This window comes from Pseudomonas sp. 22526 (assembly GCF_052044735.1).
In the GTDB taxonomy this organism is placed as follows: Bacteria; Pseudomonadota; Gammaproteobacteria; order Pseudomonadales; family Pseudomonadaceae; genus Aquipseudomonas; species Aquipseudomonas piscium.
Window position 1 is genome coordinate 82278 of sequence record NZ_JBQENK010000025.1, and the last position, 26947, is coordinate 109224.

The following is a 26947-nucleotide window of genomic DNA, read 5'->3' on the forward strand; positions in this document are numbered from 1 at the left end:
TCTCAGGCTTTGGCCGATTTTCCCAAGGCCTTGGCCACCAGCTGTTCATAGAGTTCGGCGTAGGGTTCCACCGCCTTGCACCAGTTGAAGGGTGCGGCCATGGCCCGGCAGCGCATGGCGTTGAGCAGCTGCGGATAGGCGAACACCTTGAGGGCGCGGCTCAGGGCCTCTTCGTAGCTGGCCACCGTGGACTCGTCGAACAGAAAGCCGGTGACGCCGTTCTCGATGGTGTCGGCCAGGCCGCCGGTATTGCGCGCCACCGGCAGCGAACCGAAGCGCTGGGCGTACATCTGGCTCAGGCCGCAGGGCTCGTAGCGCGAAGGCATCAGCAGGAAGTCGCTGCCGGCGAACATGCGCCGGGCGTCGGTTTCGTTGAAGCCGATATTCACCCCGATGCGCCCGGGGAAGCGCGCGGCCAGGGCGCGCATGGCCTGTTCTTCTTCCGGTTCGCCGCGACCGATGATGGCGATCTGGCCACCGGACTTGACGATGTACTCGGCCACGCCTTCGGTGAGGTCCAGGCCTTTCTGGTAGACCAGGCGCGAGACCACGGCGAACAGCGGGCCGCTGCTGGGATCGAGGCCGAACATCCGCCGCACATGGGCGGCATTGGCGGCCTTGCCCTCCCAGTCGCCGATGGCGAAGGGAGTGGACAGGTGCGGGTCGCTGGCGGCATCCCAGCTTTCGTCGATGCCGTTGGGGATGCCGCTGAGCAGGCCTTGCTGGGTCTTGCTGGCGAGGAAACCGTCGAGCCCGCAGCCGAAGGCCGGGGTGGTGATTTCCTGGGCATAGGTGGCGCTGACGGTGGTGATGTGGCTGGCGTAGGCCATGCCCGCCTTGAGGAACGACAGCTTGCCGTAGAACTCCATGCCTTCCTGTTGCAGGGCGTGTTCGGGGATGCCCAGCTCCGGGCAGCAGGCCAGGCTGACCACGCCCTGGTACGCCAGGTTGTGGATGGTGAACAAGGTCGGCGTGCGTTGCCCGCGCCAGTGCATATAGGCCGGCGCCAGCCCGGCGGGCCAGTCATGGGCGTGCACCAGATCCGGGCACCAGTGGATCTGCGCCAGGTTGGCGGCGATGTCGGCGGCGGCCAGGCCCAGGCGGGCGAAGCGGATATGGTTGTCCGGCCAGTCGCGGCCATTGTTGGCGCCGTAGGGAGTACCTTCGCGCTCGTAGAGTTCGGGGCAGATCAGCACATAGATCACCAGGCCGTCGGGCATGTCCATGCGCCCGATCTTGCAGGCCGGCAGGGCCGCGTGGCCGCCCAGCTCGCCAATGATATGAATCGGGTTTTCGCTGTGCAGCACTTGCGGGTAGCCGGGGATCAGCACCCGCACGTCATGCAGGTGCGCCATGGCGCGGGGCAGGGCAGCCGACACGTCGCCCAGGCCGCCGGTCTTGACCAGGTCGGCGATCTCCGAGGTGACGAACAGGACTTTCTTGCGATTGGGGTTGTGATGGATCAGGGGCAGTGACGTCTTGCCGCCAGGGGCGAGAATCGATTTGGAAGCCGGTTCACCGGCCAGATGCAGAGGATGCGTTCCCTGGGTTTGCAATACGGCACTGGTCATCTGTCTCTCCCGTTTTATTGATCTGTTCCTGGCATCAGCCGGCGGTGTCAAAAGGCCAATCCACTGGCCGGGGCACAAAAACGTTGCGCATGCGAAAGCCGAACGCAGCCTCATGCGTCGACGCAAAGAGGGTGAAGGGGCCGTTGCAAGGATTGCACCAGTCGCGAAGGCCCTACCTTTAACCTGACCCAAGGCGTGAGCCAAAAGTTTCGACTTTATTTCCCCGGGAGTGACTGCATGGTCACTTTTCGAATTCCAGTCTAGGACAGAAGTTAGAGCGCGGGCGTGACGATTAGATTTTCTCAGGGCGAAGGTTGCGCTACCGCGGAATAAAGCCGACGAAAGGCAGTCTCGCGCACCGGCCGGGGGCGAGGCTTTTTTGCCTTGGCGCGAAAAGGGTGAGGGGGTGCAAGCGGGCGGTGCGGGGAAAAACCGCCCGTGCCCGATGATGGTGCAGGGCAGTGCTGGCGCAATGCCCTGCGGCGGTTTCAGCCCAATTGCCGGATCGGCTGGCCGGCGGCCCAGGCCTGGATGTCCTCGATCATCTGGGCGAAGAACTGCCGGTAGTTCTGCTGGCTGACATAACCGACATGGGGCGTGGCCAGCACGTTGGACAGGCGGCGAAATGGATGGTCGAGGGGCAGCGGCTCCTGCTCGAACACATCCAGCGCCGCGCCGGCCAGGCGCCCGCGTTCGAGGGCGCTGATCAGCGCGGCTTCATCGACGATCGGCCCGCGGGCGGTGTTGACCAGCAGCGCCGAGGGTTTCATCCAGGCCAGCGCCTGGGCGTCCACCAGGCCGCGGCTGCGTTCGCTGAGCACCAGGTGCACCGAGAGTACGTCGGCCTGCTGGAACAGCTGCTGCTTGTTCACGTAGGTCACGCCGGCCGCCGCGGCCCGCTCGGCGGTGAGGTTCTCGCTCCAGGCGATCACCCGCATGCCGAACACCTGGCCGAACTGCGCCACCCGCTGGCCGATGCTGCCCAGGCCGAGAATGGCCAGGGTCTTGTCATGCAGGTCGCCGCCCAGCCCCTGTTGCCAGAGGCCGGCGCGCAGGGCGCTGGCTTCGCTGAGCAGATTGCGGGTCTGGGCCATGATCAGCGCCCAGGTCAGCTCCGGCGCCGCGTGCTTGTAACTGTCGGTGCCGCACACCTGGATGCCCAGGCTGGTCGCGGCCGCAAGGTCGATGGCGGCGTTGCGCATGCCGCCGGTGAGCAACAGCTTGAGCCGCGGCAGGCTGCGCAGCAGGGCCGCGTCGAAACGGCTGCGCTCGCGCATCACGCAGATCACCTCGAACGGCGCCAGGCGCTCGCTCATGGCGGCGGTGTCGCTGGGGTAGTCATGGATAAAGCTGACCTGGCCGATGCCCGACAGCGCCGACCAGTCCACCACGTCACGGGCAACGTCCTGCCAGTCATCGATTACCGCGATCTGCACACTCATGAAGGCTCCGGGGAAAAAACATCAATGTGTTTCCAGCCAGCCCAGCAGGGCCTGGTGGAATTGCGCCGGTTGTTCCATCTGCGGGGCATGGCCCAGGCCCGGGAACTCGATCAGGGTCGAGTGCGGGATGAGCCCGGCGACCTGCTTGCCCAGCACCTGGTAGTTGCCGATCCGCGCCTTGACCGCCGGCGGCGCGATGTCGCTGCCGATCGCCGTGGTGTCGGCGGTGCCGATCAGCAGCAGGGTCGGCATCTTCAGGTCCTTGAACTCGTAGTACACCGGCTGGGTGAAGATCATGTCGTAAATCAGCGCCGAGTTCCACGCCACCCGCGTATGCCCCGGCCCCTTGTTGAGGCCGGCGAGCATGTCCACCCAGCGCTCGAATTCCGGCTGCCAGCGGCCGCCGTAATAGGTGCTGCGTTCATAGTTGCGGATGCCCTCGGCCGACAGCTTGAGTTCGCGGGCGTACCACTGGTCGACGCTGCGGTAGGGCACGCCCAGGGCCTTCCAGTCTTCCAGGCCGATGGGGTTGACCAGCGCCAGTTGCTGCACCTGCTCGGGGTATTGCAGGGCATAGCGGGTAGCCAGCATGCCGCCGGTGGAATGGCCCAGCAGGCTGACCTGCTGGACGCCCAGCCGGTCCAGCAACTGCCGGGTGTTCTGCGCCAGCTGCTGGAAGCTGTATTGATAGTGCTCGGGCTTGCTGGAGGTGCAGAAGCCGATCTGGTCCGGGGCTATGACCCGGTAGCCGGCGTCGCTCAAGGCCTTGATCGAACTGTCCCAGGTCGCGCCGCAGAAATTCTTGCCGTGCATCAGCACCACGCTGCGTCCGTTGGGCGTGCCCTTGGCCGGCACGTCCATATAGCCCATCTGCAAGGCCTGGCCCTGGGACTCGAAGGCAAAGTGCAGCAGCGGGTAGGGATAGTCGAAGCCTTGCAACTCGGGACCGTAGGCCGGGCCCTCGGCGGCAAGGCTGGGCAGGGCGGCGGTCAGCAGCAGGCCGGGCAACCAGCGGGTGAGGTTCCAGCGGGTGAGGCTGAGGGACATACATGACCTCCGAGAGCAATGGGGCGATCCTGGAGCGGCGCGATTAGGGCGACATTAATAAGCAGAGGCCATCGCCAGGGCGAAACGTTCCATTCGAGGCCACGCTCGTCTGAGGCCAGAGGCGTGCCCAGGCCGGCTCAACCGACCCAGCCGAGGGTCATCCAGGCCAGCACGCCATAACGCGCGCCCTTGGCCAGGGTGACGATCAGCAGGAAGCGTTTCAGCGGCTCGCCCATGATTCCGGCCACCAGGGTCAGCGGGTCGCCGATGATCGGCAGCCAGCTCAGCAGCAGGGACCAATGGCCGTAGCGCTGGTAATGGCTGCGGGCGGTTTGCAGATGACGCGGGCCGACGGGGAACCAGCGGCGGTCCTTGTAATGTTCCAGGCGCTGGCCCAGCCACCAGTTCACCAGGGAGCCGAGGACATTGCCGAGGGTGGCCACGGCCAGCAGCAACCACAGGTTGAACTGACCGTTGAGCAGCAGGCCCACCAGCACGGCTTCGGATTGCAGCGGCAGCAGGGTGGCGGCGCCGAAGGCCGCCAGGAACAGACCGAGGCAGGCGGTGAGGATCAATGGGCCGGGTAGTCCGCGACCACCACGTCCTTGCCGTCTTTGGTCAGGCCGATGACCTGGTAGGCATCGGCGGGCATGCCGTCCATTTCCATGCCGGGCGAGCCCATGGGCATGCCGGGGGCAGCGACGCCGAGCAGGTCATCGCGCTTGCTCAGGGCCAGCACCTGGTCCGCCGGCACATGGCCTTCGACGAATTTGCCGTTGATCACCGCGGTATGGCAGGACGCCAGGCGCGGGGCCACGCCCAGGCGCTGCTTGACTTCGCTCATGTTGCTTTCGACGTGGTCGTTGACCTTGAAACCGTTGGCTTGCAGATGCTCGATCCATTTCTTGCAGCAGCCGCAGTTGGCATCGCGGTGCACATCGATGGGGATCAGGTCGGCGGCCTGGGCCAGGGAGCCGACGAGCAGGGCAGACAGGGCTGCCAGGCGCAGAGTGTTGTGCATAGGGCGTCTCTTGATCATCAGGGGCGCCACGGAGGGCGCGGTCTTGGGTCGACAGGGTGGCGTATTTTGCTACTTTTCTCGAGCTCGGCGCGGCGCTTGTGTTTCAACGTTATACCGAGTGCTTGTCGTCCGGGCGCTGCGGTTTGTCTGTTGCTGCGCGTTATCCTTCATCGCGAGCAAGCTTCGCTCCTACACAAGCACGCGCATTCTCCGTAGGAGCGAGGCTTGCCCGCGATAGGGGCGCCGCGGTTTGCCTGGCACTGCGCGTTATCCTTCATCGCGAGCAAGCTTCGCTCCTACAGAAGCGTGCGCATTCTTCGTAGGAGCGAGGCTTGCCCGCGATGGGGACGCCGCGGTTTGCCTGGCACTACGCGTTATCGTTTATCGCGAGCAAGCTTCGTTCCTACACAAGCGTGCGTATTCTTCGTAGGAGCGAGGCTTGCCCGCGATGGGGACGCCGCGGTTTGTCTGGCACTACGCGTCATTGGGGCTCAGGATCCCGAGCGTGGCCACCAGGCCGATAATCAGCAGGGCCGCCGCCAGCTCCAGGAACATGCTGCGGCGCAAGGCGGGCAGGGCTGCCTAGGGCGAGGCCTGGTGTAGCGCCTGTTCCAGCTGCGGGACCAGATGGAAGCGATTCAACGCGGCGAACACCAGCATGCTGGCGAACACCGCCACCTTCAGGCTGAGGAGCAGGCCGTAGGTGCTGGCGCTCAACGTTGCCAGGTCCGGGCCGACGATCAGCAGGTAGTTGAGCACCCCGCTGAGACTCAGGCTGACCACGATCAGCGTGCCCAGGTTGGCAAACCCCTTCAGGGCATCGAGCAGGTGGCCTGCCTGCTGTTCGTCTTCGCAGGCGCCACGGCGCAGCAGCAGGGCGAAAGCCGTCAGCGCCCCCAGCCAGGCGCCGGCGCCCAGCAAATGCAGGATGTCGCTGCCCAGATGCAGGTAACGCCGGCCACCTTCGCTCATCGCCCCGTGGCCGCTCCAGGCCAGGGTGGCCAGGGCTGCCGCCGTGCACAGGATCAGGCCGTAGAGCGCGAACTTCGGCCAGCCACTGCTGAACTGAAGCAGCGCGCCCGCCAGCAGCAACGCCGCCAGGCGCAGCAGCCAGCTTTGGCCGACATCGGTTTCCAGCATCAGCACGGGCATCAGCGCCGGGTCCAGTTCGGCCAGGCTGGTCGCGCCACTCATCGACAGCGCCAGTTGCAGCAGCGCGGCGCCCGACAGCAGCACACCCAGCACCAGGGCTATCGCCAGCGGCCGGCGAAAACGCCAGCGGCTCTGCGCGCCACGCAGCCCGTAAAGGCTGAACAGCGCCAGGCCGAACAGCAGCGTCAGGTCGAGGTACAGGGCAAAACGCAGGGCGACGTTGATGAGTTCGCCCATGGCTCAGTTGACTTCGAAGGTCAGGTTGCCGGTGATTGGATGGGTGTCGGCGGACACCGCCCGCCACTCGACCTTGTAGCTGCCCTTCGAGAGCGGGGCGGCGGGGTTGATGACCATGCTCTTCGGATCGCTGCCGCCGGCCACGCTGGCCTTGACCGGCATAGGTGCGTGGCTCATCCCGGGCATACCGGTCATCAGCAAGCGGGCCCCGGAAAACTTGGTGGTGAGGGGTTCCGAGAATTGCAGTTCGATCTTCGCCGGTGCCGCGCCCTTGGCGCCTTCGGCCGGGGTCGAGGCCAGCAGCTTGGGGTGTGCCTGGGCGACGCCGGCGAGTAACAGGCCGGCACCGAAAGTGACGGCGATGGCGAGATGCTTGAGGTAGGACATGCAAGGCTCCAGGCGGCATTGGCCGCGTGATGTTTTTGGTTATCTATTGAACGGAACTCAGAACCACAGGCGCACACCGAGCACCAGGCGGGCTTCGCTGCTGTCTTCGCCTTCTTCCCGGGCGTAGTCCGCGGTCTTGCCGTAGCTGCGGCTCCAGGTCACGCCGACATAGGGCGCGAACTGGCGGTGCAGCTCGTAGCGCAGGCGCAGGCCGGCCTCCAGCGAGGAGAGCCCCGAGCCGATGCCCCGTTGCGGGTCGTTCTTGCCGTACAGGCTGACCTCCGCGTTGGGCTGCAGGATCAGGCGGTTGGTCAGCAGGATGTCGTATTCGGCCTGGAGCCCCAGGGCGCTCTGGCCGCCTTCGCCGAGGTAGGCGGTGGCCTGGCTTTCGAAGTTGTACAGGGCCATGCCTTGCAGCCCGAGGGCGGCCCAGGTCTGCGGCGCGCCGGGCTTGAAGTCCTGGCGCACGCCGCTGACCACGTCCCACCAGGGGCCGATGGCATGGCCCCAGAGCGCTTCGACCTGGGCGTTTTCGGTCCGGCCGTTGGTGCGCTCGCCCTCGCTGCGCAGCCACAGCCGGTCGATGTCGCCGCCGATCCAGCCGTTCATTTCCCAGGCCAGGGCACTGCCGTCATCGGCGTCCTGGTATTCCAGGCGATCGACCAGCCACAGCGAGTTGATCGCCTTGTCGTTCACGCCGTGGCCGGCCACCGGCGGGAAGGCGGCGCGGCGGTCGGCGTCGGTGAGCACCGGGATCGGCGTGCGGCTTTGGCTGGGCGCCGCGGGTTCCATGCTCTGCAGCGGTTCGCCGTCCATGCCGGTCATCTGGCTGTGGTCCATGCCCGGCATCGTGCTGCCCTGCATGGCGGCAGCCGGCATGGACGAATGATCCATGCTGGAGTGATCCATGCTTTCGGCGGCCTGCAGGGTGCCGGCGCTGAGGCCGAGCAGGGCGGTGAACAGGGTCAAGGCGTTTTTCGGCATCATGCGGCGCTCCCGGCTTCGTCCACTCGTACTTCGCGAAACATGCCCATCTCCATGTGAAACAGCAGGTGGCAGTGATAGGCCCAGCGCCCCAGGGCATCGGCGGTCACCCGGTAACTGCGCTTGCTGCCCGGCGGCATGTCGATGGTGTGCTTGCGCACCAGGAAGCGCCCCTGTTCGTCTTCCAGGTCGCTCCACATGCCGTGCAGGTGGATGGGGTGGGTCATCATGGTGTCGTTGACCAGGGTGATGCGCACCCGCTCGCCGTAGATCAGGCGCAGGGGCTCGGCGTCGCTGAACTTGATGCCGTCGAACGACCAGGAGAATTTCTCCATGTGCCCGGTCAGGTGCAGCTCGATGGTGCGGCTCGGTTCACGCCCGTCCGGGTCTTCGAAGGTGCTGCGCAGGTCGGCGTAGGTCAGCACCCGGCGGCCGTTATTGCGCAGGCCGATGCCCGGGTCGGCGAGTTTCGGTGTCGGGCTCATGGTCTGCATGTCCACCAGCGGGTTGCCGTCTTCCGAGGCCGGGTGGCTTTGCATGGCGCCACCCATGGCGCCGTGGTCCATGCCCGACATGCCGGCCATGGCGCTGTGATCCATACCGGCCATGTTGCCGGAATCCATCCCCTGCATCTGGCCATGATCCATGCCGGGCATCGCGCCCATGTCCATGCCAGCCATGCTGCCGTGATCCATGCCCATGTCGGCCATGCTGATCAGCGGCCGCGGGTCCAGGGGCGGCACGGGCGCGCTCAGCCCTGGACGCTGGCTCAGGGTGCCGCGGGCGTAGCCGCTGCGGTCCATGGCCTGGGCGAACAGGGTGTAGGCCTCCTGCGAGCCGGGCTCGACCAGCACGTCGTAGGTTTCCGCCACGGCGATGCGCAGTTCATCGACGCTGACCGGCTGCACGTACTGGCCGTCGGCGGCGACCACGGTCATCTTCAGGCCGGGAATGCGCAGGTCGAAGTAGCTCATGGCCGAGCCGTTGATCAGGCGCAGGCGCAGCTTCTCGCCGGGCTTGAACAGCCCGGTCCAGTTGCCGCCCGGGCTCTGGCCGTTGATCAGGTAGGTGTAGGTATAACCGCTGACGTCCGCGAGGTCGGTGGGGGTCATTTTCATCTGCGCCCACATCTTGCGATCGGCCAGGGTGGCGGCCCAACCGTCGCGGCTGACGTCCTCGATAAAGTCACCGACCGTGCGCTTGTGGAAGTTGTAGTAGCCGGGCTGCTTTTTCAGGATGTGCATCAGGCGCTCGGGCGCCTCGTCACTCCAGTCGCTGAGCATCACCACGTAGTCGCGGTCGTACTGGAAAGGCTCCGGCTCGCGCGCCTCGATCACCAGCGGCCCGTAGACCCCGGCCTGCTCCTGCAACCCAGAGTGGCTGTGGTACCAGTAGGTGCCGTTCTGCTGGACCTTGAAGCGGTATTCGTAGAGGCCGCCCGGAGTGATGCCGTGAAAGCTCAGGCCCGGCACGCCGTCCATGTTGGCCGGCAGGATCAGGCCGTGCCAGTGGATCGAGGTGTCCTCCTGGAGGCGGTTGCGCACCCGGATGGTCACGGTGTCGCCCTCGCGCCAGCGCAGCAGCGGGCCGGGCAGGCCGCCGTTGATGGTCATCGCGGTGCGCGACGTGCCGCTGTAGTTGACCTGGGATTCACCGATGAACAGGTCGAACTGCTGGCCGCTGAGGGCAGGCAGCTGGCCATCCTCGCTGCGCGCCCAGAGCGGCTGTTGCCACAGCCCGGTGCCGGCCAGTACGCCACCGGCGGCCAGGCCCTTGATAAAACTGCGTCGTGTGGGTTTTACATGCATGCCCCAAGGCTCCCTCGATCCTGCTGTGTCAGGTACGAGGCGACCTTAAGCGGCGCGGCCTGTCAGAAAACTGAGGCGAAGATTACAGATTTGTCAGCCAGCGCGACGCCACCCGTTGCCGGGTCAATGGGCGATGTCCTCCAGGTTGCGCTTGAGGTTGGCCAGGGCCAATTGGGACAGGTGCTCGATACGCGGGCGCAGACCGCTCAGGTTGAGGTCGGAGCAGTAGTGCAGGCTGCGCTTGAACAGGGTTCCGTCCCCGTACTTGCGCAACTGATAGTGGATAGAGCCGTCTGCTGGCGGAGAACTGAAGACGATCTTGAACTCCTTGGGAAACACCGCGACCAGCACCCGGCAGCTCATGTGGATCTGCAGGCCGAGCAGGTCGATGGTTTTGCTGAAGCGATGCCCAGCCGGCAACGAGCCGGCCAGGCCGGTATCGGCGCGCAGGGAAGCGGGATGCCACTCGTACCAGCGATCCGGCTGGGTCACGTAGTAGTAGACGGTATCGATCGGCGCGTCGATGTAGAGCTCATGACAGATGAGCTCGTCCAAAAGGTGCTGCTGACGTTGTTCCATGATGCACCTCCTTGTGTAGGAACCCTCAAATATAGTTGCCCCGCGCCCGTCATGGGGCTGGGTCACCGACCGTCCGGCACGGACCACAACCGCCCATGAGAAACCGGGGATGGCCGCCGTACTTTTCCGAGCGGGGACGGTAGTGGGGAAAGTTGCGCAACCCCCCGGCAAATGGCGCGAAAGTCACTGGAAAAGCATCCGAAGTAAATTAACCGCCTGGTGCGTTTTGTTGTGCAGGTTGTCGCTTAGTTGCTGTGGGTTGGATTGTTAAACAATTGTTTCAGCCAGTAAAAACGCGGCTTCCAGGCATTTGTATCGAGAATGTACGAAAATTGTAAATTCCCGAAATATTTATTGGAGCAACCTTCTGCCGTGCCGATACTTCGAACATCTCTTCCCTTCAATCAGGCTTTCCAGACGGCCCTTAGTTGTACTTGCGCGACCTTCCCGTTGGCCGCGCAAGAGGGGCAAAAGTTGCGGGAAGCCCGTACACAGGAGTTTTTATGACAATCGGAAATGTCGGCGGCTGGACCAGCAAGGCCGGCCTGCTGGTGCAGGACACCGGCACCCGCGGCAAACCGGTCAGCCAGAGCACCAAGGTCAAGCAGATGCTCGCCCTTGTCGGCCAGAACCCGCTGGCGCTGAACGTGTTCAAGATGGACGAAATGAAGCTGCACAAGCAGATCAAGGGGTTCGATCCGGAGAACGTCAGCGCCAAGCAACTGGGCAACATGAGTACCTTCCTGAAGGAAAAGGGCCTGATCAGCGACGTGACGGCGATGACCCTGCTCAACGCCGGCGACAAGTTCGACCGCTTCGGCGTGCAGAAGGACCCTGAAGCCAAGTTCAACGCCCTGGAATACTTCGCGATCCAGCTGGACACCATCCAGAGCAACAACCTCAAGGGCAACAAGTACGCCAACTACCTGATCCCCGAGTACAAGAAAGCCATCTACGTGCTGCAGAACCTGCAAAGCTACGGCAAGGGCAACGGCACCACGGTGACCGACAAGAATCGCTCCACCAAGGCGTGAGCCCCCCCCAAAAAAGGCCCTCGACCGATCAACCGGTCGAGGGCCTTTTTTGTGGCCGGCTGTCTACCGGTCGAGCAAGGCCATCACCGCTTGCGGGTAACGCTCGCCGGCGGTGGCGTCGGGGCTGAAGATCCGCTCCAGGGCCTGCAGTTCATCGGCGCCGAGGCGGACCTGCAGCGCGGCGACGTTCTCCTCCAGGTACTTGCGTTGCTTGGTGCCCGGAATCGGAATCAGATAATCGCCCTGCGCCAGCACCCAGGCCAGGGCCAGTTGCCCGGTGGTGATGCCCTTGGCCGCCGCGAGTTGCTTGACCTGTTCCACCAGCAGCAGGTTCTTGGTGAAGTTCTCGCCCTGGAAGCGCGGGCTGAAACGCCGGTAGTCGTCGGCGGCGAAGTCCTCCGGGCTCTTCAGGGCGCCGGTGAGAAAACCTCGTCCCAGCGGGCTGTAGGGCACAAAGGCGATGCCCAGGCGCTGGCAGGTCGCGAGGCAGCCGTTGTCTTCCTGGTCGCGGCTCCACAACGAGTACTCGCTTTGCAGGGCGCTGATCGGATGCACCTTGTGGGCCCGCTCCAGGGTTGCCGCCGAGGCTTCGCTGAGCCCCAGGTAGCGCACCTTGCCGGCCCGCACCAGCTCGGCCATGGCGCCGACGGTCTCCTCGATGGCCACGTCCGGGTCGATACGGTGCTGGTAATACAGATCCAGGGTTTCCACCCCCAGGCGCCGCAGGCTGCCCTCGATCGCCTGGCGGACGTATTCGGGCCGGCCGTTCACCCCGCGCGCCGCCGGGTCGCCGGGGTCGCGGACGATGCCGAACTTGCTGGCCAGGAACACCTGTTCGCGTTTGCCGCGGATCGCCTGGCCGATCAGGGTTTCGTTGCTGTGGGGCCCGTACATGTCGGCGGTGTCCAGCAGGTTGATCCCCAGTTCCAGGGCGCGATGCAAGGTGGCGGTGGCCTCCTTGGTATCGGTGCCGGTGGTGTAGAAGTCGGTCATGCCCATGCAGCCAAGGCCGATGGCGGACACCTGCGGGCCGTTCTTGCCCAGTTGACGGGTTTGCATAGGAGAAGCTCCGATTGATGGCGTGGCGGCCATTGTTCTCCTCGACAAAAACAAGATAAACCGGCTAAAAGCGCTATCACTATTCGTGATTTCTAAATAATCCGTGACAGGCCAAGCCAATGGACCGTTTTAATGCCATGCGTGTGTTCACCCGCATCGTCGACCTCGGCGGTTTCGCCAAGGCCGCCGACAGCCTGCAGATGCCCCGGGCTTCGGTGACGGTGCTGATCAAGCAGCTGGAGGCGCATCTGGGCGTGCAGCTGCTGTTGCGCACCACCCGCCAGGTCACCCCGACCCTGGACGGCGCTGCCTATTACCAGCGTTGCGTGCGGCTGCTGGCCGACCTGGAGGAAACCGAGGCGGTGTTTTCCGCCGCGCGCCACAACCCGCGGGGCACCTTGCGCATCGACATGCCGGCGGGGATCGGGCGGCTGGTGGTGATCCCGGCGCTGCCGACATTCTCCGAGCGCTACCCGTTGATCGACCTGGAAATCGGCCTCAACGACCGGCCGGTGGACCTGATTCGCGAAGGGGTGGACTGCGTGTTGCGCGGCGGCCTGTGCCTCGACGATTCGCTGGTGGCCCGGCCGTTGCTGCTGATGGAGCAGGTGACCTGCGCCAGTCCCGCCTACCTGCACCAGCGCGGTGTGCCGCAGAACCTGGACGAGCTGGCCGGGCATCGGGTGATCGAGTATTTCTCCAGCGTCAGCGGCAAGCGTTATGGCCTGGAGTTCGAGGTGCAGGGCCAGGTGCTGCTGCCGGAGCTGCCCAAGCAGGTGTCGGTCAACAGTGCCGATGGTTACCTGGCCGCCTGCGAGGCCGGCTACGGGCTGGTGCAGACGCCTTATTACCATGTCGCCCAGCAGTTGGCCGAAGGTCGGCTGGTCGAGGTGCTCAGGCACATCCCGCCGCCCAGGATGTCGTTGAGCGCGCTGTACCCGCCGCACCGGCACCTGTCGACGCGGGTCAGGGTGTTCGTCGACTGGCTGGTGGAGCTGTTCGCCCAGCCGGGGATTCACAACACCCGGCTCGGCTGATCTGTGGCCGCGAAACTGACGATGCGCAGCATCAGTGGACCGGCAGCGCCTGATTTGCGAGTGCTACGCCCTCGAGCGCAGGCTGCGCCAGCGGCTACAAATGCACATCCCTGTAACCGCTGCCGAGCCTGCGAGGCTGCGATCGGCCGCGCAGCAGCCGCAAAACCAGGCAGCACGGTGTGTTGGGCTCATCAGCGAGGGGATAACAAAACGCCCGCAATCATGCGGGCGTAGGGAGTGTCGGGTGGCTGGGCGGCGTTACAGCATCATGCCGGATGTCGGAATTCCCGGGTCGAGGCGTTCAACGATGGTAGTAGCCGGGGCCGCCGTCGTAATGGCGGTGATGCCAGCCGTCGTGAGGGAAGATGATGCAGCCGGACAGGGTCAGCATCGCCAGCAGGGGAATCAGCCATGTGATTCGACGGAACATTGCGCAATCCTCAAGGGGCTCTCAGGGTTAAAACCACCGCGATGCAGCGAAAACTCTTCGGCGGCTGTAACATGAGACCCCGTTTGCCCGCGCCCATCCCCGATTCCCGGTAGGCGTTTGGCATCTGTTTCGATACAGAGTCGATACATTTTCAGGCCGTACTTTTACAGGTTCAGGAACCCGCAATGACCCAGAAGCAACGTTTGATCTATTCGATTGTGATTTCCCTGGTGGTACTGGGAATCATGCTTGGCCTTTCTTACCTGCAGAACGCCGGAATGATCACCGAGAAAATGTTCCAGTACATCGCCATTGGCGTGGCGGTGACCGTGGTCGTGATCAATGGCGTGATGCGGCGCAAGGTCAAGCCTTGAGGGACACCCCCCGACGGCCTCAGTCGCGGCCGTCGAGTATGGCTTCAGCCTGTTGATGCAGGCTGAAACTCTTGTCTGCATTGAGGGTGATCACGCCTTCGCTGCACAGCCGCTTCAACACCTCGCGCACGCTGAGGAACGACAGCGGGATATCCAGCTCCAGCAAATGACTGTGAATGCCTCGCACCCCCAGGGCGCGCTGGCTTTCGGCTGCCTGTAGCAAGGCATCGATGACTTTCAGGCGAATCAGGCTGGTGCGCAGGCCGAAGCTCTTGAGCAGGTGCCTGATACGTTCGTTGCGGTTGCGCTCGGCTTGCTTGCCGAAGACACCGACACTGGCGTTCAGGGAGGACGCGGGTTGTGTGGTGTGGCCATCCGTTGGCAGTTGCGGGTCGTACATGCAAAAACTCCTTTTCAGAGCCTGATCAGGAAAATGACGGGTGCTCTCATATAACTAGACGAACGAGCCGCGCAAATCATGAGGAATCGGATGTAGAAAATTTGTCAGGCCTTTGTCACCGCCGGGTTGGCGGGCGATCCGCGCCTGGCGCGGGGCGGCTAAATTTTCCGTGGCGGTTTCGTCTGTAAGGGCAGGCGGGCCTCGGCTGTTGTCGGGCCGCGCCGTTCTTTCCAGGCTGGAATCCGTGTCCCCTGTGTGCTCATCGCATGCCGCGCCAGCCTTGGTGGTGCATCTTTTTCGATCAGGAGTCGGCGTGATTATTTCCAGCCAGTTGCCCAGGTTTTGCCTTGCGGGTTTGTTTCTGGGGCTGAGCCTTGCGGCTCAGGGGCGTGAGGTCCAGGGCGGCGAGGCGAGTGCGGATATTCGCCGTACCGGTTTCGGCGTCCCGCATATCCGCGCCGCCGACGAGCGCGGCCTGGGTTACGGCATCGGCTATGCCTACGCCCAGGACAACCTGTGCCTGCTGGCCAACGAAGTGCTGACGGTCAATGGCGAGCGTTCGAAGTATTTCGGCCCGCAGCAACAGACCCTCGAACAACGGGAAAACCTCACCAGCGACCTGTTCTTCAACTGGCTGAACACGCCCCAGGCGGTGTTCGGCTTCTGGCAGGCGCAGACGCCGCAGGTGCGGCAACTGATCGAAGGTTATGTCGCCGGCTATAACCGCTCCCTGGCCGAACGCCGGGCCCAGGGCCTGCCCGAGCAGTGCCAGGGTGACTGGGTGCGGCCGTTGACCACCCTGGACCTGGTCAAGCTGACCCGCCGTCTGTTGGTGGAAGGCGGCGTCGGCCAGTTCGCCGAAGCCCTGGTGGGCGCGACGCCGCCATCGGTCACGGCGCAGCTGAAGCAATCGGCCCAGGCCTTCGCCCAGGCGGATGCCCGTGGCCAGCGTTTCGCCCTGGACCGCGGCAGCAACGCGGTGGCCGTGGGGCGCGAGCGCTCGTTCAATGGCCGCGGCATGCTGCTGGCCAACCCGCATTTCCCCTGGGTGGGCGGCATGCGCTTCTACCAGATGCACCTGACCATTCCGGGCAAGCTGGATGTCATGGGCGCCGCGCTGCCTGGCCTGCCGATGATCAATATCGGTTTCAGCCAGCACCTGGCCTGGACCCACACGGTGGACACCTCCAAGCACTTCACCCTGTACCGCCTGCAACTGGACCCCAAGGATCCGACCCGCTACCTGCTCGACGGCAAGTCCCTGCCGCTGGACAAGCAGACGCTCAGCGTCAAGGTGAAGGGCGAGGACGGCCAGCTCACCACTGTCAGCCACAGTGTCTACAGTTCGCAGTTCGGCCCGCTGGTGCAGTGGCCCGGCAAGCTGGACTGGGACAACCGCTTCGCCTATAGCCTGCGCGACGCCAACCTGGAGAACGACCGGGTGCTGCAACAGTGGTACGCGATGAACCAGGCCCGCAGCCTCAAGGAGCTGCAGGCGTCCGTGCATCAGTTGCAGGGCATTCCCTGGGTCAACACCCTGGCCGTGGATGACCAGGGCCAGACCCTGTACATGAACCAATCGGTGGTGCCCAACGTCAGCGCGGAAAAACTCGCCCATTGCAGCGACCCGCGGATCGGCACCCGGCTGATCATTCTCGACGGCTCGCGCAGTGCCTGCGCCTGGGACATCGACCCGACCGCCGCGCAACAGGGCATCTACCCGGCCAGCCAGCTGCCGCAACTGCTGCGCAGCGATTATGTGCAGAACTCCAATGACTCGGCGTGGATGGTCAACCCGGCCGCGCCGCTGCAAGGCTTCTCGCCGCTGATCAGCCAGCAGGACCTGCCGCTGGGGCAGCGCGCGCGTTTTGCCCTGAACCGCCTGATCGGCACGGGCAAGGCCGCGCCGCTGAGCGCCGCCGACCTCAAGCACATGGTGATGGACGACCAGGTGTACCAGGCCGGGCAAGTGATGCCGGACCTGCTGCAGTTCTGTGCCGCCGACCTGGGCAGCGATGCCCAGGCCCTGGCGCCGCTGTGTGCCAGCCTCAAGGCCTGGGACCGCAGCGCCAACCTGCAAAGCGGATTGGGCCTGGTGCATTTCCAGAATGTCATGGAGCAGTTGGAGGCGGTCGACGACCGCTGGCGCGTGGCCTTCGATGCCCGGGACCCGCAGCACACGCCGCGCGGCCTGGCGATCGACCGGCCGCCCGTGGCCAAGGCGCTGCGCGAGGCGATGCTGGCCTCGGTGCAGCAGGTGGCCGAGTCAGGCCTGAAGGCCGACAGTCGTTGGGGCGATATCCAGGTGGTCAGCAGCGGTGGCCGGCAGACACCGATTCATGGCGGCCCGGCCAGCCTGGGGGTGTACAACGCAATCCAGAGCGTGCCCACGGCCGACGGCAAGCGTGAGGTGGTCAGCGGCACCAGCTACCTGCAAGTGGTGACCTTCGACGACAAGGGCCCGCATGCCCAGGGCCTGCTGGCGTTTTCCCTGTCCAGCGACCCGGCGTCGCCACACTCGCGGGACCAGACCGAGGCGTTCTCGAACAAGCAGTGGAGTGTGTTGCCGTTCACCGAGCAGCAGATCCAGGCGGACCCGCAGTACCGGTTGCAGGTGATTCACGAAGTGGAGGATCGGTTGCGCAAGGTCGCGACCCAGTAAGCGCGCTCAACCTGGCGTCAAGCGAAGGCCGCACCCGCGAGGGTAGCGGCCTTCAGCTTTTTGGCGCGGTGCCTGGCAGCGAATTGATGACCGGATTGCCGTCCTGGTTGCGGGTCAGGTACACCGGCAACACCTTGGGCAGGGTGGTCACCAGGCTCTTGACCGCGGTGACGTCGTAGATGCCGCCGACCCGAATGTTGCCCGTGGCGCTGTCGGCCAGCATCACCGGCTTGCTGAGGTAGCGGTTGATCAGCGGCAGGGCCTCGCCGAGCGCCAGGTTGTCCAGCACCAGCTTGCCCTGGCGCCAGGCCAGCGAGCTGTCGTTGGCATAGGTCTGGCTGATCTGCGGCTGGTAGTCGCCCCGGCGATAACGCGCCTGCATGCCCGGATCGAGACGGAAGCCGCCATCGGGGTGGCTGTTGTCACTGTTCACCAGTACCGAACCTTCGAGCAGGATGACCCGTACCTGATCCTCGTACATCCAGACGTTGAACTGGGTGCCGGTGACCCGGACCTCGCCGCTGGCGGCCTTGACCACGAACGGGTGGCTGCTGTCGTGGCTGACCTTGAAGAAGGCTTCGCCTTTTTTCAGGGTGACCCGGCGCTGGTCCTTGTAGTTGCTGTAGGTCAGCTCGGTGCCCAGGTTGAGTTCGACCTGGCTGCCGTCGGCCAGGGTTACCTGGCGCATGCTGCCGTCGGCCTGGAAATGTTCGTAGGAGGAGGGCAGCCAGCCCAGGCTCCAGCCGCTGTAGGCGGCCAGGGGCAGGGCCAGGGCGCTGATCGCCGCGGCCATGCCGTAGGCGCGCCAGGATCTGCGCGCCGGCAAGGGCAGGACGGTGGCGGTTGGCGGGCGTGGCAGGTGGTCGGCGACTTCCCAGATTTCCTGCATCGCTTCGTACTCGAAGGCATGCAGCGGATGGGCATCGCGCCATTGCTCGAAGGCCTGGCGTTCGGCGGCCGTACAGTCCGCGGCATGCAGACGCATGCACCACTGCGCGGCGGCATCGGTGATGGCGTCGTATTCGGCTTCTGTGAGGTGCTGTTGGCTCATTGGCTCTTCCTGGTTTCGCGCATTCTACCCTTCGCAGCCAGGCTTGGAGAACCGCCGTCATGGCTGATGCCTATCAAAAGTGGAACTTATTTTTGTCCCGAAGCCCCTGAAACACGGGACTTTCGTCAGCAGTATCCACAGTTGGAGTGAAAAAATGATCAAAAACACAGGGGCCGCTGCCATCGTGATTGCCACCTTGCCGAGTGCCGGAAGCCACTTTGGCGCACCATCCTCGGCTGACGGCCGGTTTGCAGCGACGCTGTCACTTCCTGGCATCGCCTGTGCAAGGCCATGGCCGAGGTTGACAGGGCGCGCGCAAAGCGTTGTTTAATCGTCGGGCGCACTCACCTACGTGCACCCTCATACGCTGTAGCCCATTCCAATAATTAATCCGGAGCTCCAGATGTCTGTATCGCCCCTGGCTGTTGAAACACCGCAGGAACACCTGTCGCTCGAGGCACTGGTGAAGCTGCTGGAAACGATCTTCCTGCGCCATGGCACCAGCGCCGAAGTGGCGCGCAGCCTGGCGCAGAACTGTGCGGCTGCCGAACGCGACGGCGCCCACAGTCATGGCGTGTTCCGTATTCCCGGCTACGTGTCGACCCTCAAGAGCGGCTGGGTCAATGGCAAGGCCGTACCGGTGGTCGAAGACGTGGCCCCGGCCTTTGTCCGGGTCGATGCCGGCAACGGTTTCGCCCAACCGGCGCTGGCGGCGGCGCGGGCGCTGCTGGTGGAGAAAGCCCGCCACGCCGGGATCGCCATTCTGGCCATCCGCAACTCCCATCACTTCGCTGCGCTGTGGCCGGACGTCGAGCCCTTCGCCGAGGAAGGGCTGGTCGCCCTGAGTGTGGTCAACAGCATGACCTGCGTGGTGCCCCACGGTGCCGACCGGCCGTTGTTCGGCACCAACCCGATCGCCTTCGCCGCGCCCCAGGCCGCTGGCGATCCCATCGTTTTCGACCTGGCTACCAGCGCCATCGCCCACGGCGACGTGCAGATCGCCGCGCGCAAGGGCGAACGCCTGCCGCCGGGCATGGGCGTGGATGGCCTCGGCCAGCCTACCGACGACCCGAAAGCCATTCTCGAAGGCGGCGCGCTGTTGCCGTTCGGCGGGCACAAGGGTTCGGCGCTGTCGATGATGGTCGAGCTGCTGGCGGCGGCCCTGACGGGGGGCAATTTCTCGTTCGAGTTCGACTGGTCCAACCATCCGGGCGCGAAGACGCCCTGGACCGGTCAGCTGCTGATCGTCATCGATCCGAGCAAGGGCGCCGGGCAGAATTTCGCCGAGCGCAGCCAGGAGCTGATCCGGCAGATGCACGGCGTAGGGCTCAAGCGCCTGCCGGGGGATCGCCGCCATCGCCAGCGGGAAAAGTCCCTGCGCGAGGGGGTTGCCCTGGACGCCGCGGAGCTCAAGCAGCTGCGGGAGCTGGCCGGGCTTTAAAACGCGGTTCTAAAACGCAAGGACCAGGCGAGCATGCTGCTGGCCTGGTCCTTTTTTATCGGTTGCGGGTGGCAAGGCTGGTTACGAACGACGCCCCAGCAACAGGCCCACCACCAGGCCGAAGCCGGCGGAGATGGCCACGGTCTGCCACGGGTGGCCGCCGATGTACTGCTCGGTGGCTTCCACTACCGGCTTGCTGCGCTCGCGCACGCTGGACACCGAGTCCAGCGCCTGCTTGAGTTTCAACCCCACCTGCTGGCGCAGGTTCTCGCCTTCCTCACCCACCAGCGACGCGCTGTTTTTCAGGAGCTTTTCCGATTCTTCGATCAGCGCCTGAAGCTCGCTGAATGCCTGGTCCTTGATTTGTTCGTCAACCGCTTGCGCGGCAGTTTTACGAGCCATTGAGTTACTCCTTGCGGGTCAGTGATGCGATGAACAATGGAGTTGCGGGGGGAATGAAAAGTTGCAGCTATTTTCCGCGCCGGCTCCATGCCGGCGGGAAAACCCCAGCCGTCACAGTGTAAGATGTCGGCAATTTTACGCAGCAGGAAATTCCCATGAGCTTCAATCTGGCCAACAAGACTCTCGCCGAGCGCGCAGAGATCGAAGATGAAAAGTCCCGTCTGTTCGAGCTGTGGCAGAGCAACCTGGGCAAGGCCAAGGGCGAAGCCGCGCGGTTGTTCGGCGAGCGCGGCAAGCGCAAGGGCAAATGGGCCGAATGGGTGCGCTCCGAGCTCGACGGCATGTCGCCGCCGGAATACGCCAACATGGTGCGCAGTGAAGTCAATCGCCTGATGGCGGCGAACAAGTAGCTTCGAAGCTTGCGACTATCGCTTCCCGTACTTTCAGCACCACCGGGTCGATCTGCGCGCTGGTGCGCCAGCCCAGTTCGATCGGGTAACGCGGCAGGTCCAGCGGGCAGGGCAGCAGTGCCAGCCCGGTCAGCTCGGCGATGCTCCGTGCGGCATGGGCCGGAATGGTCGCCACCGCCTGGCAGCCCTTGAGCAGATGGGGCAGCGCGGCAAAATGCGTGGTCGAGGCGCAGACCTGGCGACTCAACCCCAGGGCCGCCAGACCCTCGTCGGTAATCCCGATAAAACCTTGCGACGACACCAGCACATGCTCGCGGGCGACGAACTCGTCGAGATCGATGGCCTGCTGTCCCGGGCTCAGGCTTGCCGGGTCCGCCAGGCACAGGTAACCACCTTCCCCCAAGACCTGACGGCTGAGCATGCGTTCGGCGAAACCGCCGGCGCTGATGGCCAGGTCGATGCTGCGCTGCAACAGCGCTTCGCCGACGATCTGGCTGTGGCTCTGGCGAAAGATCAGGCGCAGCTTCGGCGCCCGCCGGGCGACTTCCTCGATCAGGCGCCGGCCGTAGGCAATCTCGAAATCGTCTGACAGCCCGATCGCCACCGAGCGGCCCTGATAGTGGCTGGCCTGGGGATCGACCATGGCCAGGCTCTGCCGACATTTGTTCAGGGCCTCGCTGACCACCGGCTTGAGCTGGTTGGCCCGCAGGGTCGGCGCCAGGCCGCGGCCGGTGCGCACGAACAACTGATCGCCGTAAAGCTCGCGCAAGCGCCGCAGCGCCGCGCTCATGGCCGACTGGGTGACGCCCAGGCGCAGGGCGGCGCGACTGGCGCTGGATTCGTCATGCAAGGCTTCGAAGGCCTTGAGCAGGTTGAGATCGACCTGGGCGATATTCATCTGGTTCATATCATTCAGTATCAGGAGGGGCTTTCTGCATGATCGGCGAGGGCCGGACAATGGGCAACACTTCACCGCCACAGGAGTTTCCACGATGTCCAAGTCCGTTGTCGCTGCGTTGCAGATCGGCTCCCTGCCAGAAGGCAAGGCCGCTACCCTGGAGCAGATCCTGTCCTATGAGGACGCCATCATCGAGGCCGGCGCGCAGCTGGTGGTGATGCCCGAAGCCTTGCTTGGCGGCTACCCCAAGGGTGAGGGCTTCGGCACCCAGCTCGGCTATCGCCTGCCGGAAGGCCGCGACGCCTTTGCCCGCTATTTCGCCAACGCGGTCGAGGTGCCGGGCGTGGAAACCGAGGTATTGGCCGGCCTGGCGGCGCGCACCGGGGCCAACCTGGTGCTGGGGGTGATCGAGCGCGCCGGCAGTACCCTGTATTGCACGGCGCTGTATTTCGATCCGCAGCACGGCCTGGTGGGCAAGCACCGCAAGCTGATGCCCACCGGCACCGAACGGCTGATCTGGGGCAAGGGCGACGGTTCGACCCTGCCAGTGCTGGACACTCAGGTCGGCCGGGTCGGCGCGGTGATCTGCTGGGAAAACATGATGCCGTTGCTGCGCACCGCGATGTACGCCAAGGGTGTGGAAGTCTGGTGCGCGCCGACCGTGGACGAGCGCGAGATGTGGCAGGTCAGCATGCGTCACATCGCCCATGAAGGCCGCTGCTTCGTGGTCAGCGCCTGCCAGGTGCAGGCGTCACCCCAGGAGCTGGGGCTGGAGATCGCCAACTGGCCGGCCGAGCGCCCGCTGATTGCCGGCGGCAGCCTGATTGTCGGGCCCATGGGCGAGGTGCTCGCCGGGCCGCTGGTGGGCCGTGCCGGCCTGCTGACGGCGCAGATCGACACCACCGAGCTGGTGCGGGCGCGCTACGACTACGACGTGGTTGGCCACTATGCCCGCCCGGACGTGTTCGAGCTTACGGTGGACGAGCGGGCCAAGGCCGGCGTGCGTTTCATCTGAGGCGGCGCCATTGCTCTCGGGTGATTTCCCAGATGTCACGGGGCAATCGCCCGCAGACGAAGTCGTCTTCGTCACTGCGGATCAGGCGCATGCCCGCGCGTTCGGAAATCCGCCGCGAGGCCAGGTTCGGCGCGGCCTTGGGCACTCGCATCACCTCGCGCCTCAGCACTTCGAACCAGTATTGGGTGACCGCCGCACTGGCTTCGCTCATATAGCCCTGGCCCTGCCACGCCGGAGCCAGCCAGAAGCCGCGGTTGTTGTCGGCCTGGTCCATCAGGCTGACATTGCCGATCAATTGTCCGGTCGCGCTTTTCAGGCGGATCGACCAGTGCCATTCCTCGCCGCGCTCGATGGCCGGCAGCGCCAGGTCGCGCAGGTAACTCAGGGCGCCGTCGGCGGGATAGGGCCAGGGCACCCGGGCGTTGAGAAAACGCACCACTTCCCAGTGCGGGAACTGCTGCTGGACGGCATCCGCGTCGGCCAGCTCCAGCGGGCGCAGGATCAGGCGTTCGGTGTAGAGGGTAGGGGTAGGTTGCATGTTCGCGGCACATTCCTTGTGTGGATCGGCTGTGGTTTTTCAGCGTGCGCCCAGCACCAGGCGTTCGCTGAGAAAGTCGACGAACACTCGCAGTTTCGGCAGCAGATGTCGACTGCCGGGCCAGAGCAGCGAGAACTTGCCGTTGTCGATCTGATAGTCGTCCAGCACCGACACCAGCGAGCCGTCGGCCAGTGCCGTGCGCACCACGAAATCCGGCACGAAGGCGAGGCCCAGGCCTTGACCTTTGCGCCTTCGGTACTCTGGCTCGACCTGTTGCTGGCCAGCGGCAACCAGCAGGCCAGCGCGGCGTTGTTGCCCGAGCTGGGCCGGGAGCTGTTGCTCGGGCTCCACGCTGCTGTATGGGCTGATGGTCGCGGCGCTGGTGGCGCGGCTGATGCTGCATGAGCCGCGCCGGGCTTGAAGGCGTTCAGCGGAACTCGAAGAACTCGTAGTGCAGGTTGTGTTCGGGAATCGCGTGTTCGCGCATCAACGCCTTGACCCGCGCGAGCAAGCCCTTGGGCCCGCAGAAACTGATCTGGATCTGTTGCGGATCGGTTTCGCTGACGACCCGTTTCAGGGTTTCCCCCAGGCGGTCGGCGCCGTCGGTGTGGCCGATGAAATCCACCCCGCGTTCCTCGGCCAGGCCCTGCAAGGTTTCGAGGCTGGGGAAGGCCCGTGACGGGTTGCAGCAGTACACCAGGGTCGCCTGGTCGAAGCGCCCGGCGGCGGCATCCTGCAGCCACGAGATAAAAGGCGAGATACCCACGCCACCGCCGATCCAGATCTCCCGGCCGGCATCGAGCCGGCGCTTGAAGCGGCCATAGGGCGCGTAGAGGTCGGCGAGCATGCCGACCTTGACCTGCTGGCGCAGCTTCTGGGTGTAGTCGCCCAGGGCGCGGATCACGAACTCGATGCGCCCGTCGCTGGCGTGGGCGCTGGCGATGGTGAAGGGGTGCGGTTCGCGCAGGCCTTTTTCGCGCATGGCGAGAAAGGCGAACTGTCCGGCCTTGAAGGCGAAACCGCGGTGCAGCGGGGTCAGCTCCAGGTGCAGGGAGTTTTTCTCCAGGGTCACGGCGCTGACCCGGTATTCGCCGGCCTTGGCCAGCAGCGGATAGAGCAGCAGCTTGTACAGGGCGCCGAGCAGGCCCAGGCCGCAGAGTGCGGTGAGCCAGATGCCCGAGGGGTTATCCAGGGCGATCGGCGACTTGAAGCTCAGCCAGTGCAGGATGACGATCGCGAACAGCGGCCCGGACAGCTTGTGCCACCAGCGCCACTGGCCGTAGGGAATGTTGCGGTTCAGCGCCAGCAGCACGATCAGGCCAAGGGCGACGTAACTCAGCTGCCGCACCATGCGCGTCCAGTACTTGGACAGCTCGATGATAGGCACGCTCTGCCAGAGATCCAGGTTGGCCTTGAACACCAGGTGATAGCTGGCGAAGACCAGCGCCCAGATGCCCAGCCACTTGTGGCTTTCATAGACCCGGTCGAGGCCGCCGAACAGCCGCTCGACCCAGCGCCAGCGGCTGGCCAGCAGGCAGGACAGGGCCATATAGGCCAGCGCCGTGGCGCCGAGGACCAGGCTCAGGGTGGCGGAGGTGAGCCAGGTATCGCTGGGGATTTCCAGCAGCAGGGTGAAGGTGGTGATCAGCAGGACGCCGACCACCGAGTACCAGGTTTTCAAGGGGACACCTCCAGAAAGATGGCGCCAGTGTCGACGCATAGGATGGGTCGCGGGCTGCGGGCGGGTGGTGGCGCAGCCGGGGTGAGGGCCTATTTTACCGGCGGGGCGGCGAGCCCGGGCTGATCTGCATCAGCGCCCGCTCAGTGCGGTTGGGGCAAGGGGTTTTCCACCAGCCAGGCCTGGGCGAAATCCAGGTAGGCGCGGACGATGTTCGAGGTCGGGCGCTGGTTCGGGTAAAGCAGGTACAGCTGTTGTTCCGGCATCGGCAGGCGCGGCAGCAGGGCCCGCAGACGGCCGTCGCGCAGGGCTTCGGCGGCGAGAAAGGCCGGCAGCTCGGTGACCACCTTAGCGGTCAGCGCCAGCTGGCGCAGGTGCAGGTAATCGTTGGCGGCGAACAGCGGATTGGGGCTGTAGGACTGGTCGCCCAGCTGCCACTGTTCCCGGGCATCGGCATGGCGCGACCAGACGGCGCAGGGAAAACCGCGAAGGTCGGCGGGGGTTTGCGGGGTGCCGAGGCGCTCCAGCAGCAGCGGGCTGGCGACCAGCATATGGCGGTAGCTGCCAAGCAGGCGCGCCGGGCGATCCTGGTCGAACAGCGGCCCGGCGCGCAGGGCGACGTCGACCCCGTCCTCCGCCAGGTCGCTTTCCCGTTCACTGGTATAGACCGCGACCTGGACCTCGGGATGGCGCCGCTGGAACTCGGCCAGCAGCTTCCACCAGCTCTCGAATGCCGCCGGCACCGACACGCTCAGGCGGCCCTGCAAGTGCATTCGATCATTTCTGACAGCCTGTTCGCCCTCGGCCAGGGCCTCGATACCACGGCTGGCGTGCTCGTAGAGCTGGCTGCCGGCGGCGGTCAGCCGGGTGCCGCGGGCGGAGCGTTCCAGCAGTTGCACGTTGAGGCTGCGTTCCAGTTCACGGATGCCTCGGCGGATGGTGGCCAGCGGTAGTTGCAGCAGGTTGGCGGCGGACGAAATGCTGCCGCATTGGACCACGCTGACAAACATCCTGGCGGCGTTGAGATCCATGAGCGCTCCCTGTCGAATATAGGGGAAAGCCTATCAGCTGCGGCTCTGCCCGATCAAAAATGCGCGGTCAGCGAGCGATTTTTATCGCCGGTTTTACTCCCGCGCGGGGGGCTGTACGGGGGGCGGGTGAGGGCCGTGTGAGGGCCATGTGAGGGATAAGCACGACAACTGTGTTCTCGACCCGGCGGGGTGCGTCTAGCAGCGGTAGCTTCGCGGCGGTGCGAGGCACGAAGTGCGAGTCTGAACATGCAAGCGTTGTTGAACGAGATCCTCGACGAGGTCCGTCCCCTGATTGGCCAGGGCAAAGTGGCCAGCTACATTCCGGCGCTGGCCGACGTGCCGGCCAACCAGCTGGGGATTGCCGTGTATGGCAACGATGGCCAGGTGTTCAGCGCCGGCGACGCCGATACGCCGTTCTCGGTGCAGAGCATTTCCAAGGTGTTCAGCCTGGTGCAGGCCATCGGCCATTCCGGCGAGGCGATCTGGCAGCGCCTGGGCCATGAGCCCTCGGGGCAGCCTTTCAACTCGCTGGTGCAGCTGGAGTTCGAGCGTGGCCGTCCACGCAACCCCTTCATCAACGCCGGGGCGCTGGTGATCTGCGATATCAACCAGTCGCGTTTCGCCGCGCCGGCGTTGTCCATGCGCGATTTTGTGCGGCGCCTGTCCGGTAACATGCAGGTGCTGGTGGACGGCCGCGTCGCCGATTCGGAATACCAGCACCGCGCGCGCAATGCGGCGATGGCCTACCTGATGCAGTCCTTCGGCAACTTCCACAACGACGTCGAGTCGGTACTGCGCAGCTACTTCAGCCACTGCGCGCTGCGCATGAGTTGCGTCGACCTGGCGCGGGCCTTCTGCTTCCTGGCCAACGACGGCTTCTGCAAGCACAGCGGCGAGCAGATCCTCACGGCGCGCCAGACCCAGCAAGTCAACTCGATCATGGCCACCAGCGGCCTGTACGACGAAGCCGGTAATTTCGCCTACCGCGTCGGCCTGCCGGGCAAGAGCGGCGTGGGCGGCGGCATCGTCGCGGTGGTGCCGGGGCAGTTCACGGTGTGCGTGTGGTCGCCGGAATTGAACCCGGCGGGCAATTCCCTGGTGGGCATGGCGGCGCTGGAGTTGCTGAGCCAGCGCATTGGCTGGTCGGTGTTCTAAGGACGGGGGAGCGTTGCGGCCGGTTGCGGGTGCTGCGCACCCGATCGCAGGCTGCGCCAGCGGCTACAGGGGAGCGGTGTTTGGGTAGCCGCTGCCGAGCCTGC

The 26947-nt window shown here is 65.0% G+C and carries 28 protein-coding genes and 1 pseudogene; 9 read left to right on the forward strand and 20 right to left on the reverse strand.

Features of this window, described 5'->3' with window-relative positions; all coding sequences use genetic code 11:
• Nucleotides 1-2: 2 nt before the first annotated feature.
• The 10 genes and pseudogenes from glgA to ACTJKT_RS28115 all read right to left on the reverse strand — a co-directional run bounded on the left by glgA (nt 3) and on the right by ACTJKT_RS28115 (nt 10228).
• Nucleotides 3-1571 (reverse strand): glycogen synthase GlgA, encoded by a 1569-nt coding sequence (gene glgA / locus ACTJKT_RS28070; RefSeq protein ID WP_440789553.1) that lies wholly within the window; start codon nt 1569-1571, stop codon nt 3-5.
• 488 nt (nt 1572-2059) lie between these two features.
• Nucleotides 2060-3013: a D-2-hydroxyacid dehydrogenase family protein gene (locus tag ACTJKT_RS28075; RefSeq protein ID WP_440789555.1), complete on the reverse strand. Its 954-nt coding sequence runs from the start codon at nt 3011-3013 to the stop codon at nt 2060-2062.
• A gap of 21 nt (nt 3014-3034) precedes the next feature.
• A complete protein-coding gene (locus ACTJKT_RS28080) occupies nt 3035-4060 on the reverse strand; it encodes an alpha/beta fold hydrolase (protein WP_440789556.1) in 1026 nt (341 codons plus the stop codon).
• 137 nt (nt 4061-4197) lie between these two features.
• The gene (locus tag ACTJKT_RS28085; RefSeq protein ID WP_440789558.1) at nt 4198-4635 is read right to left on the reverse strand and encodes a YqaA family protein; all 438 of its coding nucleotides are present in this window, start codon (nt 4633-4635) and stop codon (nt 4198-4200) included.
• Nucleotides 4632-5081 carry a DUF411 domain-containing protein gene (locus tag ACTJKT_RS28090; protein WP_016704754.1) on the reverse strand — a complete coding sequence of 150 codons (450 nt, stop codon included), beginning with the start codon at nt 5079-5081 and terminating at the stop codon, nt 4632-4634. Before ACTJKT_RS28090 ends, ACTJKT_RS28085 begins: the two co-directional genes overlap by 4 nt.
• A gap of 474 nt (nt 5082-5555) precedes the next feature.
• Nucleotides 5556-6470, reverse strand: a pseudogene (gene copD, locus ACTJKT_RS28095) (copper homeostasis membrane protein CopD).
• Between the two features lie 3 nt (nt 6471-6473).
• Nucleotides 6474-6857: a copper homeostasis periplasmic binding protein CopC gene (copC, locus tag ACTJKT_RS28100; protein WP_440789561.1), complete on the reverse strand. Its 384-nt coding sequence runs from the start codon at nt 6855-6857 to the stop codon at nt 6474-6476.
• A gap of 57 nt (nt 6858-6914) precedes the next feature.
• A complete protein-coding gene (locus tag ACTJKT_RS28105) occupies nt 6915-7844 on the reverse strand; it encodes a copper resistance protein B (RefSeq protein WP_440789563.1) in 930 nt (309 codons plus the stop codon).
• Entirely contained in the window at nt 7841-9649 is a 1809-nt protein-coding gene (locus ACTJKT_RS28110; protein WP_440789565.1) for a copper resistance system multicopper oxidase, read from the reverse strand. The genes ACTJKT_RS28105 and ACTJKT_RS28110 overlap by 4 nt, the downstream gene beginning before the upstream one ends.
• Before the next feature lie 123 nt (nt 9650-9772).
• A complete protein-coding gene (locus ACTJKT_RS28115) occupies nt 9773-10228 on the reverse strand; it encodes an SRPBCC family protein (protein ID WP_025809085.1) in 456 nt (151 codons plus the stop codon).
• Nucleotides 10229-10731: 503 nt separating this feature from the next.
• Here ACTJKT_RS28115 and ACTJKT_RS28120 point away from each other — a divergent pair.
• Complete coding sequence (locus tag ACTJKT_RS28120; RefSeq protein ID WP_053278973.1) at nt 10732-11262, forward strand: hypothetical protein; 531 nt, start codon at nt 10732-10734, stop codon at nt 11260-11262.
• A 63-nt stretch (nt 11263-11325) separates the two neighbouring features.
• On the opposite strand, the gene ACTJKT_RS28125 is transcribed toward ACTJKT_RS28120, so the two are convergent.
• Nucleotides 11326-12321: an aldo/keto reductase gene (locus tag ACTJKT_RS28125; RefSeq protein ID WP_440789566.1), complete on the reverse strand. Its 996-nt coding sequence runs from the start codon at nt 12319-12321 to the stop codon at nt 11326-11328.
• Nucleotides 12322-12440: 119 nt separating this feature from the next.
• Between ACTJKT_RS28125 and ACTJKT_RS28130 the strand changes: the two genes are divergently transcribed.
• Nucleotides 12441-13358 carry a LysR family transcriptional regulator gene (locus ACTJKT_RS28130; protein ID WP_440789568.1) on the forward strand — a complete coding sequence of 306 codons (918 nt, stop codon included), beginning with the start codon at nt 12441-12443 and terminating at the stop codon, nt 13356-13358.
• 301 nt (nt 13359-13659) lie between these two features.
• On the opposite strand, the gene ACTJKT_RS28135 is transcribed toward ACTJKT_RS28130, so the two are convergent.
• Nucleotides 13660-13788 carry a hypothetical protein gene (locus ACTJKT_RS28135; RefSeq protein WP_256581545.1) on the reverse strand — a complete coding sequence of 43 codons (129 nt, stop codon included), beginning with the start codon at nt 13786-13788 and terminating at the stop codon, nt 13660-13662.
• Between the two features lie 185 nt (nt 13789-13973).
• On the opposite strand from ACTJKT_RS28135, the gene ACTJKT_RS28140 reads away from it, so the two are divergent.
• Complete coding sequence (locus ACTJKT_RS28140) at nt 13974-14162, forward strand: hypothetical protein (RefSeq protein ID WP_007928588.1); 189 nt, start codon at nt 13974-13976, stop codon at nt 14160-14162.
• 19 nt (nt 14163-14181) lie between these two features.
• On the opposite strand, the gene ACTJKT_RS28145 is transcribed toward ACTJKT_RS28140, so the two are convergent.
• Complete coding sequence (locus ACTJKT_RS28145; RefSeq protein ID WP_440789571.1) at nt 14182-14562, reverse strand: fe2+ zn2+ uptake regulation protein; 381 nt, start codon at nt 14560-14562, stop codon at nt 14182-14184.
• A 313-nt stretch (nt 14563-14875) separates the two neighbouring features.
• Between ACTJKT_RS28145 and pvdQ the strand changes: the two genes are divergently transcribed.
• A complete protein-coding gene (pvdQ, locus tag ACTJKT_RS28150) occupies nt 14876-17224 on the forward strand; it encodes a bifunctional acylase PvdQ (RefSeq protein ID WP_440789573.1) in 2349 nt (782 codons plus the stop codon).
• A gap of 52 nt (nt 17225-17276) precedes the next feature.
• Here the strand turns inward: pvdQ and ACTJKT_RS28155 are convergent, their stop codons facing one another.
• Nucleotides 17277-18275, reverse strand: coding sequence for a FecR family protein (locus tag ACTJKT_RS28155; RefSeq protein ID WP_440789575.1), 999 nt, complete (start codon nt 18273-18275; stop codon nt 17277-17279).
• 403 nt (nt 18276-18678) lie between these two features.
• Here ACTJKT_RS28155 and ACTJKT_RS28160 point away from each other — a divergent pair, with 403 nt between their 5' ends.
• On the forward strand, nt 18679-19716 hold the full coding sequence (locus ACTJKT_RS28160) for an Ldh family oxidoreductase (RefSeq protein WP_440789576.1): 1038 nt from the start codon (nt 18679-18681) through the stop codon (nt 19714-19716).
• Nucleotides 19717-19797: 81 nt separating this feature from the next.
• Here ACTJKT_RS28160 and ACTJKT_RS28165 read toward each other — a convergent pair whose 3' ends face one another.
• On the reverse strand, nt 19798-20118 hold the full coding sequence (locus tag ACTJKT_RS28165) for a DUF883 family protein (RefSeq protein WP_210474429.1): 321 nt from the start codon (nt 20116-20118) through the stop codon (nt 19798-19800).
• Between the two features lie 155 nt (nt 20119-20273).
• On the opposite strand from ACTJKT_RS28165, the gene ACTJKT_RS28170 reads away from it, so the two are divergent.
• Nucleotides 20274-20528, forward strand: a complete 255-nt coding sequence (locus tag ACTJKT_RS28170) for a hypothetical protein (RefSeq protein WP_025809079.1) — start codon at nt 20274-20276, stop codon at nt 20526-20528.
• Here ACTJKT_RS28170 and ACTJKT_RS28175 read toward each other — a convergent pair.
• On the reverse strand, nt 20500-21435 hold the full coding sequence (locus ACTJKT_RS28175) for a LysR family transcriptional regulator (RefSeq protein ID WP_440789578.1): 936 nt from the start codon (nt 21433-21435) through the stop codon (nt 20500-20502). The genes ACTJKT_RS28170 and ACTJKT_RS28175 overlap by 29 nt on opposite strands.
• A gap of 85 nt (nt 21436-21520) precedes the next feature.
• On the opposite strand from ACTJKT_RS28175, the gene ACTJKT_RS28180 reads away from it, so the two are divergent.
• Nucleotides 21521-22441 (forward strand): carbon-nitrogen hydrolase family protein, encoded by a 921-nt coding sequence (locus ACTJKT_RS28180; RefSeq protein ID WP_440789580.1) that lies wholly within the window; start codon nt 21521-21523, stop codon nt 22439-22441.
• Here ACTJKT_RS28180 and ACTJKT_RS28185 read toward each other — a convergent pair.
• Both ACTJKT_RS28185 and ACTJKT_RS28190 read right to left on the reverse strand, forming a co-directional pair.
• Nucleotides 22434-22979 carry a GNAT family N-acetyltransferase gene (locus tag ACTJKT_RS28185; protein ID WP_440789582.1) on the reverse strand — a complete coding sequence of 182 codons (546 nt, stop codon included), beginning with the start codon at nt 22977-22979 and terminating at the stop codon, nt 22434-22436. The two genes, ACTJKT_RS28180 and ACTJKT_RS28185, sit on opposite strands and share 8 nt — an antisense overlap.
• Nucleotides 22980-23018: 39 nt before the next feature.
• On the reverse strand, nt 23019-23183 hold the full coding sequence (locus tag ACTJKT_RS28190) for a hypothetical protein (RefSeq protein ID WP_440789584.1): 165 nt from the start codon (nt 23181-23183) through the stop codon (nt 23019-23021).
• Between the two features lie 33 nt (nt 23184-23216).
• On the opposite strand from ACTJKT_RS28190, the gene ACTJKT_RS28195 reads away from it, so the two are divergent.
• Complete coding sequence (locus ACTJKT_RS28195; RefSeq protein WP_440789585.1) at nt 23217-23384, forward strand: hypothetical protein; 168 nt, start codon at nt 23217-23219, stop codon at nt 23382-23384.
• Nucleotides 23385-23406: 22 nt separating this feature from the next.
• On the opposite strand, the gene ACTJKT_RS28200 is transcribed toward ACTJKT_RS28195, so the two are convergent.
• A complete protein-coding gene (locus ACTJKT_RS28200; RefSeq protein ID WP_440789587.1) occupies nt 23407-24660 on the reverse strand; it encodes a ferredoxin reductase family protein in 1254 nt (417 codons plus the stop codon).
• 140 nt (nt 24661-24800) lie between these two features.
• On the reverse strand, nt 24801-25688 hold the full coding sequence (locus tag ACTJKT_RS28205; protein ID WP_440789589.1) for a LysR family transcriptional regulator: 888 nt from the start codon (nt 25686-25688) through the stop codon (nt 24801-24803).
• Between the two features lie 246 nt (nt 25689-25934).
• Between ACTJKT_RS28205 and glsB the strand changes: the two genes are divergently transcribed.
• Nucleotides 25935-26843 carry a glutaminase B gene (glsB, locus tag ACTJKT_RS28210; RefSeq protein ID WP_440789591.1) on the forward strand — a complete coding sequence of 303 codons (909 nt, stop codon included), beginning with the start codon at nt 25935-25937 and terminating at the stop codon, nt 26841-26843.
• Nucleotides 26844-26947: the final 104 nt, after the last annotated feature.

Excerpts from the sequence above, each read along its gene's own strand:
- ACTJKT_RS28080 (WP_440789556.1), bottom strand. The coding sequence starts at position 4,060 with ATGTCCCTCAGCCTCACCCGCTGGAACCTCACCCGCTGGTTGCCCGGC.
- glsB (WP_440789591.1), top strand. The coding sequence starts at position 25,935 with ATGCAAGCGTTGTTGAACGAGATCCTCGACGAGGTCCGTCCCCTGATT.
- ACTJKT_RS28130 (WP_440789568.1), top strand. The coding sequence starts at position 12,441 with ATGGACCGTTTTAATGCCATGCGTGTGTTCACCCGCATCGTCGACCTC.
- ACTJKT_RS28140 (WP_007928588.1), top strand. The coding sequence starts at position 13,974 with ATGACCCAGAAGCAACGTTTGATCTATTCGATTGTGATTTCCCTGGTG.
- ACTJKT_RS28160 (WP_440789576.1), top strand. The coding sequence starts at position 18,679 with ATGTCTGTATCGCCCCTGGCTGTTGAAACACCGCAGGAACACCTGTCG.
- ACTJKT_RS28185 (WP_440789582.1), bottom strand. The coding sequence starts at position 22,979 with ATGCAACCTACCCCTACCCTCTACACCGAACGCCTGATCCTGCGCCCG.
- ACTJKT_RS28135 (WP_256581545.1), bottom strand. The coding sequence starts at position 13,788 with ATGTTCCGTCGAATCACATGGCTGATTCCCCTGCTGGCGATGCTGACC.
- glgA (WP_440789553.1), bottom strand. The coding sequence starts at position 1,571 with ATGACCAGTGCCGTATTGCAAACCCAGGGAACGCATCCTCTGCATCTG.
- ACTJKT_RS28090 (WP_016704754.1), bottom strand. The coding sequence starts at position 5,081 with ATGCACAACACTCTGCGCCTGGCAGCCCTGTCTGCCCTGCTCGTCGGC.
- ACTJKT_RS28165 (WP_210474429.1), bottom strand. The coding sequence starts at position 20,118 with ATGGCTCGTAAAACTGCCGCGCAAGCGGTTGACGAACAAATCAAGGAC.
- ACTJKT_RS28180 (WP_440789580.1), top strand. The coding sequence starts at position 21,521 with ATGTCCAAGTCCGTTGTCGCTGCGTTGCAGATCGGCTCCCTGCCAGAA.
- ACTJKT_RS28205 (WP_440789589.1), bottom strand. The coding sequence starts at position 25,688 with ATGGATCTCAACGCCGCCAGGATGTTTGTCAGCGTGGTCCAATGCGGC.
- ACTJKT_RS28115 (WP_025809085.1), bottom strand. The coding sequence starts at position 10,228 with ATGGAACAACGTCAGCAGCACCTTTTGGACGAGCTCATCTGTCATGAG.
- ACTJKT_RS28145 (WP_440789571.1), bottom strand. The coding sequence starts at position 14,562 with ATGTACGACCCGCAACTGCCAACGGATGGCCACACCACACAACCCGCG.
- ACTJKT_RS28175 (WP_440789578.1), bottom strand. The coding sequence starts at position 21,435 with ATGAACCAGATGAATATCGCCCAGGTCGATCTCAACCTGCTCAAGGCC.
- ACTJKT_RS28170 (WP_025809079.1), top strand. The coding sequence starts at position 20,274 with ATGAGCTTCAATCTGGCCAACAAGACTCTCGCCGAGCGCGCAGAGATC.
- ACTJKT_RS28155 (WP_440789575.1), bottom strand. The coding sequence starts at position 18,275 with ATGAGCCAACAGCACCTCACAGAAGCCGAATACGACGCCATCACCGAT.
- ACTJKT_RS28120 (WP_053278973.1), top strand. The coding sequence starts at position 10,732 with ATGACAATCGGAAATGTCGGCGGCTGGACCAGCAAGGCCGGCCTGCTG.
- ACTJKT_RS28125 (WP_440789566.1), bottom strand. The coding sequence starts at position 12,321 with ATGCAAACCCGTCAACTGGGCAAGAACGGCCCGCAGGTGTCCGCCATC.
- ACTJKT_RS28075 (WP_440789555.1), bottom strand. The coding sequence starts at position 3,013 with ATGAGTGTGCAGATCGCGGTAATCGATGACTGGCAGGACGTTGCCCGT.
- copC (WP_440789561.1), bottom strand. The coding sequence starts at position 6,857 with ATGTCCTACCTCAAGCATCTCGCCATCGCCGTCACTTTCGGTGCCGGC.
- ACTJKT_RS28110 (WP_440789565.1), bottom strand. The coding sequence starts at position 9,649 with ATGCATGTAAAACCCACACGACGCAGTTTTATCAAGGGCCTGGCCGCC.
- ACTJKT_RS28105 (WP_440789563.1), bottom strand. The coding sequence starts at position 7,844 with ATGATGCCGAAAAACGCCTTGACCCTGTTCACCGCCCTGCTCGGCCTC.